The 15207-nt window shown below is 62.3% G+C and carries 13 protein-coding genes; 7 read left to right on the forward strand and 6 right to left on the reverse strand.

Translation table 11 applies throughout. The annotated features are described in order from the left end of the window. Positions 1-84 precede the first annotated feature (84 nt). The gene (locus FJQ89_RS12325; protein WP_141170393.1) at positions 85-654 is read left to right on the forward strand and encodes a PRC-barrel domain-containing protein; all 570 of its coding nucleotides are present in this window, start codon (positions 85-87) and stop codon (positions 652-654) included. A 224-nt stretch (positions 655-878) separates the two neighbouring features. On the opposite strand, the gene hrpA is transcribed toward FJQ89_RS12325, so the two are convergent. Further along, the gene (hrpA, locus tag FJQ89_RS12330; RefSeq protein ID WP_243136533.1) at positions 879-5075 is read right to left on the reverse strand and encodes an ATP-dependent RNA helicase HrpA; all 4197 of its coding nucleotides are present in this window, start codon (positions 5073-5075) and stop codon (positions 879-881) included. 57 nt (positions 5076-5132) lie between these two features. Here hrpA and argA point away from each other — a divergent pair, with 57 nt between their 5' ends. Further along, positions 5133-6443: an amino-acid N-acetyltransferase gene (gene argA, locus FJQ89_RS12335; protein ID WP_046685875.1), complete on the forward strand. Its 1311-nt coding sequence runs from the start codon at positions 5133-5135 to the stop codon at positions 6441-6443. A 47-nt stretch (positions 6444-6490) separates the two neighbouring features. On the opposite strand, the gene kdsA is transcribed toward argA, so the two are convergent. Next, positions 6491-7336: a 3-deoxy-8-phosphooctulonate synthase gene (gene kdsA / locus FJQ89_RS12340; RefSeq protein WP_071075913.1), complete on the reverse strand. Its 846-nt coding sequence runs from the start codon at positions 7334-7336 to the stop codon at positions 6491-6493. Positions 7337-7555: 219 nt separating this feature from the next. On the opposite strand from kdsA, the gene FJQ89_RS12345 reads away from it, so the two are divergent. Then, positions 7556-7828 (forward strand): oxidative damage protection protein, encoded by a 273-nt coding sequence (locus FJQ89_RS12345; RefSeq protein WP_034750797.1) that lies wholly within the window; start codon positions 7556-7558, stop codon positions 7826-7828. 173 nt (positions 7829-8001) lie between these two features. After that, positions 8002-8526, forward strand: a complete 525-nt coding sequence (locus FJQ89_RS12350) for a DUF6622 family protein (protein ID WP_141170394.1) — start codon at positions 8002-8004, stop codon at positions 8524-8526. Positions 8527-8562: 36 nt separating this feature from the next. On the opposite strand, the gene rpiA is transcribed toward FJQ89_RS12350, so the two are convergent. Then, complete coding sequence (gene rpiA, locus FJQ89_RS12355; protein WP_141170395.1) at positions 8563-9240, reverse strand: ribose-5-phosphate isomerase RpiA; 678 nt, start codon at positions 9238-9240, stop codon at positions 8563-8565. A 206-nt stretch (positions 9241-9446) separates the two neighbouring features. Between rpiA and FJQ89_RS12360 the strand changes: the two genes are divergently transcribed. From FJQ89_RS12360 to FJQ89_RS12370, 3 genes are read left to right on the forward strand one after another with little or no spacing between them, the layout of a single operon-like run. Then, the gene (locus tag FJQ89_RS12360; protein WP_071075910.1) at positions 9447-9815 is read left to right on the forward strand and encodes a response regulator; all 369 of its coding nucleotides are present in this window, start codon (positions 9447-9449) and stop codon (positions 9813-9815) included. A 2-nt stretch (positions 9816-9817) separates the two neighbouring features. After that, positions 9818-10444, forward strand: coding sequence for a chemotaxis protein CheC (locus FJQ89_RS12365; protein ID WP_099762691.1), 627 nt, complete (start codon positions 9818-9820; stop codon positions 10442-10444). Positions 10445-10449: 5 nt separating this feature from the next. Next, positions 10450-11421 (forward strand): sensor domain-containing diguanylate cyclase, encoded by a 972-nt coding sequence (locus tag FJQ89_RS12370; RefSeq protein ID WP_141170396.1) that lies wholly within the window; start codon positions 10450-10452, stop codon positions 11419-11421. Between the two features lie 495 nt (positions 11422-11916). Here the strand turns inward: FJQ89_RS12370 and FJQ89_RS12375 are convergent, their stop codons facing one another. The 3 genes from FJQ89_RS12375 to edd all read right to left on the reverse strand — a co-directional run bounded on the left by FJQ89_RS12375 (position 11917) and on the right by edd (position 15039). Then, on the reverse strand, positions 11917-12429 hold the full coding sequence (locus FJQ89_RS12375) for a type IV secretion protein Rhs (protein WP_141170397.1): 513 nt from the start codon (positions 12427-12429) through the stop codon (positions 11917-11919). 63 nt (positions 12430-12492) lie between these two features. Next, on the reverse strand, positions 12493-13122 hold the full coding sequence (gene eda, locus FJQ89_RS12380) for a bifunctional 4-hydroxy-2-oxoglutarate aldolase/2-dehydro-3-deoxy-phosphogluconate aldolase (RefSeq protein WP_141170398.1): 630 nt from the start codon (positions 13120-13122) through the stop codon (positions 12493-12495). Between the two features lie 3 nt (positions 13123-13125). Then, complete coding sequence (gene edd, locus FJQ89_RS12385; RefSeq protein ID WP_141170399.1) at positions 13126-15039, reverse strand: phosphogluconate dehydratase; 1914 nt, start codon at positions 15037-15039, stop codon at positions 13126-13128. Positions 15040-15207 lie beyond the last annotated feature (168 nt).

The raw sequence follows: 15207 nt of genomic DNA on the forward strand, positions 1-15207 counted from the left end.
TACCATTGAGGCAGATCAAGCGTGACCTTGGGCGTATGCTTACGCTAGGTGTTCGATCAGCATTTCACCAGAGGAGAAAACATCATGAGCTATCTGGACCGCGACATCCTGGGCATGTACCGCAACCACGACGGCCCGGGGCCGGCCCTGATGGGGGCCGACACCCTGCTCGGCGACGATGTCTACAATCACAGCGACGAGGAACTGGGCGACATCAAGGAAATCATGCTCGACATGCGCACGGGCCAGATTGCCTATGCCGTACTGTCCTTCGGCGGCATACTGGGCATGGGCGACAAGCTGTTTGCCGTGCCCTGGGAACGCCTGACCCTGGACCCCGTCAACAAGCGCTTCCTGCTGAACGTGGAAAAAAACCAGCTGAAAGACGCACCCGGTTTCGACAAGAACAACTGGCCCGACATGGGCAGCGAGGCGTGGAACCAGCAGATGGAAGCGTTCTATGGCAGCGGCACGCGCTATGGCAGCGGTGTCATGGCAGCAGGACGCATGCCATCGGGCAGCGACCTGCGCGGCGGTGCCAGCTTGCAATCGGGCAGCGACGGCAGCATGTCCGGCACCTCCATGAGCGGCAGCCGCGCCGGCACGGGCAGCAGCCAGGGCGGCTCGCGCTCATCGCTCAGCGATGATGAGTAGATAGAACCTAGGTCGGGTAGGTCAGGTAGGTCGGGTAGGTCGGGTAGGTCGGGTAGGTCGGATTAGCGGCGCAGCCGCGTAATCCGACACCACCAGCGGCATGGTTAACACCGCCAAACCACCAAACCGCCAAACCGTTACCCCGGCCGACACCACTAACACCGCACCACCGTCGCGCCAACGATGGTGTCGGATTACGCGTGGCTTCGCCCCGCTCATCCGACCTACCGCTGCATCGATTCCCATACTTTTTGCAAGCGCTTGGCAGACACCGGCATCGGCGTGCGCAATTCCTGCGCAAACAGCGACACGCGCAGCTCTTCCAGCATCCAGCGGAACTCGACCAGTTTCGGGTCCGTGTTCTTGCCGGCCTGGCGGTCCTTGGCCTGACGCAAATACGGCGCGGCCGCCGATTGCCATTCGGCCATCAACTTGGTGTCGCGCGCGGGGTCGGCGCGCAGTTTTTCCAGGCGCACATTGATCGCCTTCAAATAGCGGGGGAAGTGCGCCAGCTGCGTATACTCGTTTTCCGTCAGGAAGCGTTTATGCACGAGTCCCTGCAACTGCGACTGGATATCGGCCGCTGCTGCTGCAGGAATATTCTGCAGGCGCTTGGGCAAGCCGTGGAATTCCGTCAGCACTTGCGACAGCAAGCGGGCGATTTCATTGACCAGCAAGACCAGGCGCGACTTGCCTTCCGCCTGGCGCTTGGCAAACGAGGCGGCATCCAGCGGCAGCGGATCTTGCAGGCAAGCGATGTCGAGCGCCTTGTTGATGATTTGCTCGCGCAACTCTTCCTGCGAACCGAGGGCCATGAACTGCATGCCCATCTGTTGCAGGCCAGGGATGCTTTTCTCGACGTACTTGATCTGCTCCTTCATTTGCAGTGCGAACAAGCGGCGCAAACCGATCTTGTGCGTGCGCGCGGCCACGGTCGGGTCGTCAAACACTTCCAGGTCGCAATGCGTGCCCTTGTCGACCAGCGCGGGGAAGCCGATCAGGGTCAGCTTGCCCTGCACGATTTCGAGCAACTCCGGCAATTCGCCAAAGGTCCAGGCCGTCAAGCCCATGTGCTGCGAGACGGTGGCATTGCTTGACGCCGGCGCGGCAGCGGCGGACGCGCCCTTGCCTGCTGCGACTGTAGCGCTCTGCGCCTGCAGCCGCGACGCCACTTGCGCGCCCGCCACCTTGGCACCGGGCGTGCCCGTGCCCGACACGCCCGACACTTCGGCCAGTTTCTGGAAACTCTGGCGTGCCTGGCCGCCGAATTCCGCCTGCAGGGTGGCCAGGTTGCGGCCCATGTCCAACTGGCGGCCATGCTCGTCGATCACCTTGAAATTCATGAAGTGATGGGCAGGCAGGGTTTCCGGCTTGAAGTCCGTCGTCAGCACATTGATGGTGATTTGCGTGCGGATGTCGAGGATGATGGCGTCTACAAGATCGCCGCGGCCAAACACGCCCGCTTCATGCACGCGCTCGCAGAATTTCGCCGCATAGTCAGGCAGCGGCACGCAGTGGCGACGCAGCTTTTGCGGCAAGGATTTCAATAGCAGATGCACCTTTTCCTTCAGCATGCCCGGCACCAGCCATTCGCAGCGCTCGCGCGGCAACTGGTTCAGCGCATACAGCGGCACGGATAAGGTCACGCCATCGCGCACGCTGCCCGGCTCGAAGTGGTACGTCAGGCCCATTTCCAGACCCGTCACGGACATGGTTTTCGGGAACAAGTCGGTGGTCACGCCGGCCGCCTCGTGGCGCATCAACTCTTCGCGGTTCAGATACAGCAGCTTCGGGTTCTCGCGCGTGGCTTCCTTGTGCCATTTTTCGAAACCGGCGCCATTGCACACATCAAACGGCAGCAGCTTGTCGTAGAAGGCGGCGATCAGTTCATCGTCGACCAGCACGTCCAGGCGGCGCGACTTGTGTTCAAGGTTTTCAATGTCCTTGACCAGCTTGTGGTTGTGCGCAAAGAACGGTGCGCGCGTGTCGAAGTCGCCGCCGACGAGGGCGTCGCGAATAAAAATTTCGCGCGCTTCCGGCAAATTGAAATTGCCGTAATTGATGCGCCGCTGGCTGTACACCACCAGCCCATACAAGGTCGCGCGTTCCGAGGCCGTCACTTGCGCCGAACGTTTTTCCCAGCGCGGCTCGCCCCACGATTTCTTCAGCAAATGTTCGCCGACTTTTTCCAGCCATTCGGGCTGGATCTGCGCCACGCAGCGCGCATACAATCGCGTGGTGTCGACCAATTCGGCCGCCATGATCCACTTGCCCGGCTTTTTCAGCAGCGAGGAACCGGGCCAGATATGGAACTTGATGCCGCGCGCGCCTAGGTAGCCCGCGCCCGGCTCGTCCTCGCCCTTGAAACCGATATTGCCCAGCAAGCCGGTCAGCAAGGCCATGTGCAGGTTGTCATAGGTGGCCGGTGCCTCATTCAATCGCCAGCCCTGCTCCTTGACGATGGTCAGCAGCTGCGAGTGCACGTCGCGCCATTCGCGCAAGCGCATCTGTGACAGGAAGTTCGTGCGGCAATTGTCCTGCAACTGGCGGTTGGTTTTCTTGTGCTCGATGGCGGACTCGAACCAGCGCCAGATTTTCAGGTAGCTCAAGAATTCCGACTTTTCATCGGCAAACTTCTTGTGCGCCTCGTCGGCCGCCTGCTGGTGCTCCATCGGGCGGTCGCGCGGGTCTTGCACGGACAGGGCCGCGGCGACGATCAGCACTTCCGTCAGACAGGCGTTATCGAGCGCGGCCAGGATCATGCGGCCCACGCGCGGGTCCAGCGGCAGCTTGGCCAGCTTGTTGCCCAGCGGCGTGAGCTGGTTCACCTCGTCAACGGCGCCGAGTTCCTGCAGCAACTGATAACCGTCGGCCACCGCGCGCGCCAGCGGCGGCTCGATGAAGGGGAAGGTCTCCACATCCGTCAGGTGCAAGGACTTCATGCGCAGGATGACGGCGGCCAGCGAGGAGCGCAGAATTTCCGGCTCCGTGAATTTGGGCCGCAGCAGATAATCCTGCTCCTCGTACAAACGGATACACACGCCATCGGCCACGCGGCCGCAGCGCCCGGCGCGCTGGTTGGCGGCCGACTGGGCGATCGGCTCGACCTGCAATTGTTCGACTTTATTGCGGTAGCTGTAGCGTTTCACGCGCGCCAGGCCCGCGTCGACCACGTAACGGATGCCGGGCACGGTCAGCGAGGTTTCCGCCACGTTGGTGGCCAGCACGATGCGGCGCGCATTGCTGGTTTTAAACACGCGCTCCTGCTCCTCGGCCGACAAACGGGCGAACAGCGGCAAGATTTCCACGTGCGGTGGATGGTGCTTGCGCAGCGCTTCGGCGCAGTCGCGAATTTCGCGCTCGCCGGGCAGGAACACCAGCACATCGCCCGAGCCGATGCGGCACAGCTCTTCCACGCCATCGACGACGGCATCCATCAAGTCGCGCTTTTCGCGCGCGGCGGCCGTGCGCTGGCCCGGTTTGTCAGGGTTGGCGGCACCCGGCATGGCCACTTGCTCGCGCTCCACGGGACGGTAGCGCACTTCCACCTGGTACAGACGGCCCGACACTTCGATCACGGGCGCGGGTTTTTCCGGCGTGCCGAAATGGCGCGAAAAGCGTTCCGCATCGATGGTGGCCGAGGTGATGATGATCTTCAAATCGGGCCGGCGCGGCAGCAGCTGTTTCAGGTAACCGAGCAGGAAATCGATGTTCAAGCTGCGTTCGTGCGCTTCATCGATGATGATGGTGTCGTAATTTTTCAACAACGGGTCGGTCTGCGTCTCGGCCAGCAGAATACCGTCCGTCATCAGCTTGACGGAGGCGCCACGGCTCAGGGTGTCGGTAAAGCGCACCTTGAAACCCACGGTTTCGCCCAGCGGCGTACCCAGCTCCTGCGCGATGCGCTTGGCCGTCGAGGAGGCGGCGATACGCCGCGGCTGCGTATGGCCGATCATGCCCTTCTGGCCACGTCCCAGTTCCAGGCAAATCTTCGGCAACTGCGTCGTCTTGCCGGAACCCGTCTCGCCCGAGACGATGATCACCTGGTTTTCCATCAGGGCCTTGGCGATCTCCGCGCGCCGGCCCGAGACGGGCAAGTCTTCCGGATAGGTAATCGGTGGCAGCGGGTTGCGGAAGGCCTTTTCCGCCTCGCAAGAGGCGCGGGCGGCGTCACGGCTCTCGCGCTCTGCGCGGCTGGCCTGCTCATTGCGCGGCGCCTGCCCCTCGCGCGGCGGACGCGGCGCGCGCTGCTGCTGTTGCTGTTTCTGTTGTTCCGTGCGCGGCGGCTGCGGCCTTTGCTGGCTCACGGGCGGGCGCTGGCGGCCCTGCGCAGGCGCGGCGGCAGGCGTGGCAACATCTCCGCTGGCGGGCACATTTGCAACGATGGAAGAAGGGGAAGACTTATTGCTGGCTGAAGACATTGTTTTTTTACAGGTATTTTAAGCGCGCACATCGCGCAGCGAATTATAATGCGCTTAATGGAAAACCCTACCCAATTCGTCCAATGGCTGCGCTCCGTCGCACCCTACATCCACGCCTTTCGCGGCAAGACCTTCGTGGTCGCCTTCCCCGGTGAACTCGTCAGCGCCGGGGCGCTGCAGGTGCTGGCCCATGATTTGTCCCTGCTGCATGCGCTGGACATCAATGTCACCGTCGTCTACGGCTCGCGGCCGCAGGTGGCGGAACAACTGGCCTTGCGCAACGTCGAAGGCCGCTTTCACAACGGCGTGCGCATCACGGACATCGCCGCGCTGGAATGCGCGAAGGAAGCTGCCGGCGAGCTGCGCCTCGATATCGAGGCCGCGTTCAGCCAGGGCTTGCCGAACACACCCATGTCGCATGCGGCCATCCGTATCATTTCCGGCAACTTCATCACGGCGCGCCCGCTGGGCGTGATCGATGGCGTGGACCTGGAACTGACGGGCATCACGCGCAAGGTCGACGCCGAAACCATCCATTCCATCCTCGGTTCGGACGGCCTGGTGCTGCTCTCGCCGCTGGGCTTCTCACCCACCGGCGAAGCGTTCAATCTGACCATGGAAGATGTCGCCTGCAGCGCCGCCATCGCCCTGCATGCGGACAAACTGATTTTCATCACGGAAACACCGATGATGGAAGACGCCACGGGCGTGGAAATCCGCGAACTGTCGTCGCACCAGGCCGAAGCCGTGCTGATGGCCGGCTTCTTGCCGGACGCCACGGCGTTTTATTTAAAGCATTGCGTCAAGGCTTGCCACAACGGCGTCGAGCGCTCCCACATCGTGCCGTTCTCGATGGACGGTTCGGCCCTGCTGGAATTATTTACCCATGATGGCGTGGGCACCATGATCAGCCATGAAAACCTGGAAAGCCTGCGCCAGGCCACCATCGAAGACGTGGGCGGCATCATCAAACTGATCGAACCGCTGGAAGCGGACGGCACTTTGGTGAAGCGGGGCCGCGAGCTGATCGAGCGCGAGATCGATTATTTCTCCGTCATCGAGCATGATGGCGTGATCTTCGGCTGCGCCGCCCTGTACCCGTTCCCCGCACAGAAGATGGCGGAAATGGCATGTTTGACGGTCAACCCGGAAGTGCAAGCCCAGGGCGACGGCGAGCGCATCCTGAAACACATGGAAAACCGCGCCCGTGCCGCCGGCCTGAACAAGCTGTTCGTGCTGACCACGCGCACCTCGCACTGGTTCAAGAAACGCGGCTTCGTACCGGCCACCGTCGACGATTTGCCGAAGGACCGCCAGCATATGTATAACTGGCAGCGCAAATCCCAAGTGCTCATCAAGACACTGTAAAACTGAAAAAGCCCGGCATGCCGGGCTTTTTCTTTACTTACACATCATTACTTGATATTCAACGGCGCAAACGATTTGACCAGGTCATCGAGCGCCTTCAATTGCGCCAGGAACGGTTCCAGCTGGTCCAGCGGCAAGGCGCTGGGGCCGTCGCAGCGGGCGTTGTCCGGGTCAGGATGGGCTTCCAGGAACAGGCCGGCGATGCCGACGGCCAGGCCGGCGCGGGCCAGGTCCGCCACTTGCTGGCGGCGGCCGCCCGAAGCGGCGCCACCGGGATCGCGTTGCTGCAGCGCGTGCGTGACGTCGAAGATGATCGGCAGGTCGTCGCAGGTCTTCTTCATGACGCCAAAGCCCAGCATGTCGACCACCAGGTTGTCGTAGCCGAGGCACGTGCCACGGTCGCACAGGATCAATTGGTCGTTGCCAGCTTCCTTGAATTTCTCGACGATATTGGCCATCTGGCCAGGGCTCAAAAATTGCGGCTTCTTGATGTTGATGACTTTACCCGTTTTCGCCAGGGCCACGACCAAGTCCGTCTGGCGCGCCAGGAAGGCGGGCAATTGCAGCACGTCGACCACTTCGGCCACCTGCTGCGCCTGCCATGGCTCATGCACATCAGTGATCACGGGCACGCCGAACGCCGCCTTCACATCCTGGAAGATGCGCATGCCTTCTTCCAGGCCCGGGCCGCGGTAGGAATGGATCGATGAACGGTTGGCCTTGTCGAAACTGGCCTTGAACACATAGGGAATGCCCAGCTTTTGCGTCACGCGCACATATTCTTCGCAGGCGCGCATGGCGAGATCGCGCGATTCGAGCACGTTGATGCCGCCAAACAGCACGAAGCTGCCTGTATTGCTGACGTCGATGCCATGGACTTTCACTGAGGTCATACGGATTCCATATTAGTTAATTGCTACTACTTGCTTGGACGAGGCGCAGCCAGCGGCTGGCGCGATAAGGCATCTTACTAGCTAGGGCGGCGCAGATCAAATTTGATCCAGCGCAAGGGCGTGGCAAACGGCGCGTGGCCGGGCCGCGACGGCCCCGCGAGGGCAGGCGCAAAGTGCCTTATAATCACGCTTTATCTCTACATTGATTCAGGAGCACAGATGGCCCGCACGATCCACTGCATCAAACTCAACAAGGAAGCCGAAGGACTGGATTTCCCACCATACCCGGGCGAACTGGGCAAGAAGATTTACGAATCGGTATCGAAAGAAGCGTGGGCCGCCTGGCTCAAGCACCAGACCATGCTGGTCAATGAAAACCGTTTGAACCTGGCCGACGCGCGCGCCCGCAAATACCTGGCCACGCAAATGGAAAAACATTTCTTCGGCGATGGCGCCGATGCCGCCATGGGTTACGTGCCCCCTACCGAGTAAGTTTCAAGCATTCCCGCCCGTGGCCGCCGCGTCACGGGCAGTTTCACCTGCGTTTCACGCCCTGCCCCGCCGTTTCACGGCACCGCCTCCCCGTTTCGTCGCACACCGCTCGCCGCCCACGCCGCCGGCTGGCACAGTACGTCCATCGACAACCTCACACCAAGGCGGACACCATGTTGCAGCACATCTTCAGCCACACTCCTTTGTACGTCTGGGCCATCCTGGGCTTTCTCGTGTACCGGGGCGTGCTGGCCAGCCGCGCGCGCGAAGTGACCTTGCGCAAGCTGTGCATCATTCCTCTGGTCATGCTGGCCCTGTCGCTGAGCGGCGTGTACGGCAGCTTCGGCCTGGCCGGCAGCGCGCCATTCGCCTGGGCCGCCGGCGCCCTGGCCGGTGCGGCGCTGGCCTGGACGCTGGCCGATGCGCGCAAGATCGTGGCCATTCCCCAGCGGGGCAGCGTGCAAAGCCCCGGCAGCTGGCTGCCGTTGATCCTGATGATGAGTATTTTTTGCATGAAATATACGGTTGCCGTGACCCTGGCCATCGCGCCGGCCTACGCCCATGCGACCGGCTTCAGCGTACCCGTCTGCCTCGCCTACGGTGGCTTCAGCGGCATCTTCCTCGGGGGCTTGCTGCGCACCGTGAGCGTGTACCGCCAGGCGCACATGACAAGCGGCCCGCAAGGGGCCGCCGTATAAGACAGGTGCCAACGCCGGCGAACGCCGGCTATCATCTTAGTAGGCCAGCGTACGCACGCCTTCGGGCATGCCCAGCAGGCAAACGTTGGCGCCGCGCATGGCGAACAGGCCGACGGCAATGACGCCGACGATCTGGTTGATCTGCTGTTCCAGCGCCACCGGATCGGCGATCTGCAAGCCCAGCACGTCGATGATTTCGCCACCGTTGTCGGTAATGAAGGCTTCCGTGCTGCCCGCTTTCAGGCGCAAGCGGGGCGTGCCGCCCAGCGCGGCCAGCTGGCGCGAGACGGCGGCGCGGGCCATCGGCACCACTTCCACCGGCAGCGGGAAGGCACCCAGCGTATCGACCAGCTTGGAGCCGTCGGCGATACAGACGAATTGTTTCGCTACGGAAGCAACAATCTTTTCACGCGTCAATGCCGCGCCGCCGCCCTTGATCATGGCGCCGCTGGCCGTGATTTCATCGGCGCCGTCGATGTAGACGGCGATCGACTCGACGTCGTTGAGGTCGAAGACGGCAATGCCATGGCCTGCCAGGCGCGCGGCCGTCGCTTCGGACGACGCGACCGTGCCTTTGATGCGGTGCTTGATCTTGGCCAGTTCATCGATGAAAAAATTGGCGGTAGAACCGGTGCCGACACCGATGATTTCACCGTCGACCACATAATCAATGGCGGCGCGGGCTACGGCTTGCTTCAATTCGTCTTGGGTCATGACATTCAGGCTAAAGTGGGGAATGGCGCTATTTTAACGGATTGCCAGCCCGGCTTGCCGGCCATGATGACCGACCATGCCATGAGATACAACAGCTAAGCGGGAAAAACTTACCCTGAGGAAATTCCCCATTCAATTACTCTCTATGGCCTTTAAAATATGCGAAAATGGAATGATCGACCGATATGACGTTTCAGGAATAGCATATGAATCACAGTAAACAGGTACTTGTTGTCGATGACAGCCGGGTTTCACGTTTGATGTCGCACCAGTTCATCCTCAGCAAACATGCCGACTGGCAAGTGATTGAGGCGGCGACGGGTGAAGAAGCCCTGGAAAAAGTCAAGACAGTCAACCCTGTCCTGATATTACTGGATGTCAACATGCCCGGCATGGGCGGCGTGGCGGCGGCGGAACAATTGCGCACGCTGTGTCCGCAAACACACATCATTCTCGTCACGGCGAATGTGCAAAACGCCATCCGCAACCGCGCCAGCGAGCTCGGCGTCGGCTTCATGGAAAAACCGATCACGGAAACCCGCATCCATCAGCTGATCGAATCACTGGGACTGTGAGCATGATCAATCTCTCCGAACTCGAAAACGACGCCCTGGTAGAGATATTCAACATCGGGGTGGGCCATGCGGCCGCCTCGATGAGCGAGATCGTCAATGAAGAAGTGACCATGTCGGTGCCGTCGATCACGTTCCTGAACCGTGCGGACGCGGCCGCCCTGCTGGGCAGCAAGAAGGATGGCGAACGCATCTGCGGCGTCAGCCAGCATTACGATGGCGCCTTCGCCACCGAAGCCATCCTGATGTTCCCGGAAGACAAGAGCCTGGAAATCGTGCGCCTGATGGTGGGCGATGCCATGCCGCTGCAGGAGCTGACGGAGATGGAACAGGAGGCGATGAGCGAAATCGGCAACATCATCCTCAACTCCTGCGTGGGTACCCTGGCCAACCTGTTCGACAGCGAACTGCATGGTTCGCTGCCCCTGTACCACGTGGGCACCAGCGCGGAAATCCTGTCCTCGTTCGGCGGCCGCGATGACGAAGCCGTCGTGCTGATGCTGCATATCGACTTCGTGCTGTCCAAGCACCAGATCCACGGCTATGTCGCCTTCGTGCTCGACCTGTCCGCCTTGCACGACCTGAAACAGCAGGTCAGCCACTATCTGGCCAAGGTCCTGGGACAGGCGTGACGATCATGCCGGATGCCTTACACCGACTCGCCCTGCTCGAAAGCATACTCGGCGCCGTCAACCTGGGCGCCATCGTGCTCGACGAGCAGCACCGCATCGTGCTGTGGAACCACTGGATGGCGCGCCACTCGGCGTGCCGGGCCGACGCCGTGCTGGGGCAGGACTTCTTCGCCGTCTATCCGGAACTGCGGCACAAGCGCATCGATTCCGCCATCACCCAGGCCCTGCGCGACAATTTCCAGTCGCTATTGTCGCAAACCCTGCACAAGGCGCCGTTTGCCCTGTACACGCATGGCGCAAGCGTTAGCGCGGCAGAAGGCGGCGAACGCTTGCAGCAGGCGATCGCCGTCACGCCGATCAACCTACCCGCTTCGCCGCGCCACTGCCTGATCCAGATCAATGATGTCACCATCGCCGTGGGCCGCGAAAAGCTGCTGCGCGAACAGACCATGGTCTTGCGCTCGCAAACGTTTTCCGACGGCTTGACGGGCATTGCCAACCGCCGCCACTTCGACGTGGCGATCGAGAAGGAAATGCGGCGCGCCATGCGCACGGGCAGCCCCCTGTCGCTGCTGATGATCGATATTGACCATTTCAAGGATTACAACGACCATTACGGGCACCAGCAAGGCGACGACTGCCTGATCCGCGTGGCAGCCGAACTGGCCGCCATGCTGCAGCGCCCCACCGACCTGCTGGCACGCTATGGCGGCGAGGAATTTGCCGCCATCTTGCCCGACACGGACGCCGCACAGGCGCTGCGCATGGCCGAGGCGATCCGCGAACGGGCGGCCGAACTGCGCATTGCGCATGCCAAGACGGACCATGAGGTCAAGCACATTACGGTCAGCATCGGCATCGCCACGCAGCACCCGCAGCAGCAACTGCCCATCTCCGCCCTGATCGGCGCCGCCGACCGGGCCCTGTACCTGGCCAAGGGCGCCGGGCGCAACCGTGTGATGGTACAGCCTCTGTAGGAAATACAACGCCCGAAAAAGGATTCCTGTAGACATCTTTACGGCGTGTGCGTAGACTCGTAATTGATTGCAGCAACAACAACAAGAATTTATCTTTGGTATCTATCCATGCGCATGGCCTGCCCATGCGGGACACGGCCAGGAGCGCTTGTGAATCTCGATCCTCCCTTCAAATCCGGCTTGCCGGGTGCTGGCATGGATAGGGCCATGGTCTGCTCTACTGGCTGGACGTGGCCTGGTATGCGCTGAGCGTGTTTTCCAACAGCAGCCAAACAATCTCTTTTTCCTGTTTTTCTTCTTTGCCATCCTGACTTCGTCGTTCCAGCGCGGCTTCGAAGAAGGCGCGCGCGTCCCCCTGGCTCCGGCCGAACTGTTCGCCGGCACCGCCATGTTGGGCGAAACGGACGCGGAACTGTCGCGCCTGCTGCTGCGCGCCACCTTCCTGCTGGCGCCGGACGTGCGCCTGGCCTCGAACACGACACCGTGACAGCGGTATCAGCGCGGCAGCAGGCTGTGGTCGGCAGGGTTGAGCAGGAAGCCTTGCAGGATCTCCTGCAGTTGCGGCAGTTGCGCCACATAGGCGGGAATGCCCAGCTGGCGCGCGCCGAAGTAGTGGGCGATGAGGTCGCCCTGCTGTTCCATGTTGAAGTCGGACAGGACGCCGCCGGCCTGCGCATCGTAGCGGTAGGCGCGCTGCCCGATGTAGCCGCCGCACAGCGCCAGCAGCACGCCATGCAGCAGCACGCTGTAGCCGAGCTGGTACTGCCACACATGCACCATCTCGTGGATGAAGAACAGCTTGCCGCCGTGGCCTTCGCGGGAAAAATCGTCGCGGTACTGGGCCGGCATGAAGTGCAGGCTGCCGCGCGGCGTCATCGCCGTGTTCTGGTCCTGCAAGCCGAATGGTAGAAAGGAGCCGCGCACGACGCGCACGCGCGCATAGTCGATGGCGCCCTGGAAGACGCTGCGGGCCATGGCGGTTTCGCCGATGGTGAGGGGGCGGCGCAAGACTCGCATAGGAAGAAGAGACGAAAGCGCGGCAGGCAGGCAAGCCTGCCGCGCCGGTACCGCTTACGCCAGGCGAAGACCGCTGGCTGCTTTCGCGATTTCCGTGATGCGGTCCCAGTTGCCGGCCGCGATCGCATCTTTCGGCGTCAGCCACGAGCCACCCACGCAGGCGACGTTCTTGCATGCCAAAAATTGCGACGCCGTCTCTTGCGAGATGCCGCCCGTCGGGCAGAAGGTGATGTCCGGCAGCGGGCCGTAGAGGGCGTTGAGCATGCCGATGCCGCCGGCCGGCACGGCCGGGAACAGTTTCAGCTGCTGGAAGCCGTTTTCACGCGCCGCCATCACTTCGCCTGGCGTCATCACGCCTGGCAGCAGCGGCAGGCCGCTGCTTTTCGCCGCCGCCACCAGGGCCGACGTCAGGCCTGGCGAGACGCCGAAGACGGCGCCCGCATCGCGCGCCTGGGCGAATTCCTCGGGGCGGGTCAGGGTGCCGACGCCGACGATGGCGCCCGGCACGGCCGACATGGCGCGGATCGCTTCGAGGCCGTGCTTGGTGCGCAGGGTCACTTCCAGCACGCGGATGCCGCCCGCCACCAGCGCGCGCGCCAGCGGTACGGCGTGTTCAGGATCGTCGATCGCAATCACGGGGATCACGCTCGAAGTGCGCATAATTTCCAGTAGTGTCATGGTCATCTCTTATTTCCTAGCCAAAAAGTCTTCATCGGAACCCGGTACGGTATCACCGACATTGTCGGCGTCGTGCAAGGCGACGGTGGTGGGAATCGGCGACGGCAGGCCGAAGGTGGTAGCACCCTCTTCCGCCGCGCTGACGGTGGAACGGAACATGGAAAACAGCTCGCGGCCCATGCCGACGTGGTTCGGCGACAGGTCGGTCGTGACCAGCGAACGGGCGTGCCAGACATCGGCCGGCACCAGCGCCTCGAGCACGCCGGTAAACGCGTCGAGGCGGATGATGTCGCCGTCGCGCACCAGGCCCAGCGGGCCGCCGGCGAGGATTTCAGGCGAGACGTGGATGGCCGCCGGCACCTTGCCCGACGCGCCCGACATGCGGCCATCGGTGACCAGCGCCACGTGGCGACCCGCATCCTGCAGGTTGGCCAGCGCGGGCGTCAGCGCATGCAGTTCCGGCATGCCGTTGGCGCGCGGGCCCTGGAAGCGCAGCACGGCGACGAAGTCGCGGTCCAGGGTGCCAGCCTTGTAGGCATTCATGAACTCTTCCTGCGAATTGAACACCAGGGCAGGCGCTTCGACCGTGCGGTGCTGCGGCTTGACGGCCGAAACCTTCATCACGGCGCGACCCAGGTTGCCTGCGACGAGGACCATGCCGCCGTCCGGCGCGAACGGGTTCGACGCCGGGCGCAGCACGTTTTCGTCGGCGCTGGCGGCCGGTGCGTCTTTCCAGAAGACCTTGCCGTCTTCGCCGAGGAACGGTTCCATGCAGTGCGCGCGCAAGCCGTGGCCCAGGATGGTGTTGACGTCCTCGTGCAGCAGGCCCGCATCGAGCAGTTCGCGGATCAGGTAACCGGTGCCGCCGGCCGCGTGGAAATGGTTCACGTCGGCGTCGCCGTTCGGGTAGATGCGCGTGAGCATCGGTACGATGGCCGACAGTTCATTGAAATCGTTCCAGTCGATGACGATGCCGGCCGCCTTGGCGATGGCCACCAGGTGCAAGGTGTGGTTGGTCGAACCGCCCGTGGCCAGCAAGCCCACGACGGCGTTGACGATACATTTCTCGTCGACGATATGGCCGACTGGCAAGTAATTGGTGCTTTGCGCCGTGATGCCGGCAGCGCGCTGGGCGGCAGCTTTGGTCAGCGCATCGCGCAGCGGCGTATTCGGCGTGATGAAGGCGGCGCCCGGCAAGTGCAAGCCCATCACTTCCATCAGCATCTGGTTGCTGTTTGCGGTACCGTAGAAGGTACAGGTACCGGCGCCATGATAGGCTTTCGATTCACCTTCGAGCAAGTCTTCGCGCGTGGCCTTGCCTTGTGCATACAGCTGGCGCACCTTGGCTTTTTCCTGGTTCGACAGACCCGACGTCATCGGACCGGCCGGCACGAAGACGGCGGGCAAGTGGCCGAAGTGCAGCGCGCCGATCAACAGGCCCGGCACGATCTTGTCGCACACGCCCAGGTACAGGGCCGCATCGAACATATTGTGCGACAGCGCCACGGCCGTCGACATGGCGATGGTGTCGCGCGAGAACAGCGACAGTTCCATGCCTGGCTGGCCTTGCGTCACGCCATCGCACATGGCAGGCACGCCACCGGCGAACTGGGCTACAGCGCCCACTTCGCGCACGGCTTGCTTGATGATCTGCGGGAAGCCTTCGAACGGCTGGTGCGCCGACAGCATGTCGTTGTATGAAGAAACGATGGCCACGGACGGCTTCTTGTATTCTTTCAGCGACAGCTTGTCGTTGACGGGAAAGGCGGCAAAGCCGTGCGCCAGATTGGTGCACGACAGGGCGCCGCGCTGCACGCCCTGGATGCGGGCCGCATCCAGATGCGCCAGGTAGGCGCCGCGCGATGGCCGGCTGCGCGCGATGATGCGCGCTGTTACGGATTCGACTACTGGATGCAGCGCCATATGGATTTCCTTAAAAATGAGTATTTCGTGAAATTTTACTACAAAATAGTGAAGTAGAAGCACTCTTGCATGGGCCAACAACAGAAATATGCCACAAATTGCGGCGCATCAAAGCCAAGCCAGGCAATATCGCGTATCCGCAGCGGCCAACAGATCCCTTGTATGTGC

The organism is Janthinobacterium tructae (genome assembly GCF_006517255.1).
Lineage (GTDB): Bacteria > Pseudomonadota > Gammaproteobacteria > Burkholderiales > Burkholderiaceae_D > Janthinobacterium > Janthinobacterium tructae.

Bases quoted from the DNA above. Each gene is read 5' to 3' on its own strand.
- FJQ89_RS12325 (WP_141170393.1), top strand. From the start codon at position 85: ATGAGCTATCTGGACCGCGACATCCTGGGCATGTACCGCAACCACGAC.
- hrpA (WP_243136533.1), bottom strand. From the start codon at position 5,075: ATGTCTTCAGCCAGCAATAAGTCTTCCCCTTCTTCCATCGTTGCAAAT.
- argA (WP_046685875.1), top strand. From the start codon at position 5,133: ATGGAAAACCCTACCCAATTCGTCCAATGGCTGCGCTCCGTCGCACCC.
- kdsA (WP_071075913.1), bottom strand. From the start codon at position 7,336: ATGACCTCAGTGAAAGTCCATGGCATCGACGTCAGCAATACAGGCAGC.
- FJQ89_RS12345 (WP_034750797.1), top strand. From the start codon at position 7,556: ATGGCCCGCACGATCCACTGCATCAAACTCAACAAGGAAGCCGAAGGA.
- FJQ89_RS12350 (WP_141170394.1), top strand. From the start codon at position 8,002: ATGTTGCAGCACATCTTCAGCCACACTCCTTTGTACGTCTGGGCCATC.
- rpiA (WP_141170395.1), bottom strand. From the start codon at position 9,240: ATGACCCAAGACGAATTGAAGCAAGCCGTAGCCCGCGCCGCCATTGAT.
- FJQ89_RS12360 (WP_071075910.1), top strand. From the start codon at position 9,447: ATGAATCACAGTAAACAGGTACTTGTTGTCGATGACAGCCGGGTTTCA.
- FJQ89_RS12365 (WP_099762691.1), top strand. From the start codon at position 9,818: ATGATCAATCTCTCCGAACTCGAAAACGACGCCCTGGTAGAGATATTC.
- FJQ89_RS12370 (WP_141170396.1), top strand. From the start codon at position 10,450: ATGCCGGATGCCTTACACCGACTCGCCCTGCTCGAAAGCATACTCGGC.
- eda (WP_141170398.1), bottom strand. From the start codon at position 13,122: ATGACCATGACACTACTGGAAATTATGCGCACTTCGAGCGTGATCCCC.
- edd (WP_141170399.1), bottom strand. From the start codon at position 15,039: ATGGCGCTGCATCCAGTAGTCGAATCCGTAACAGCGCGCATCATCGCG.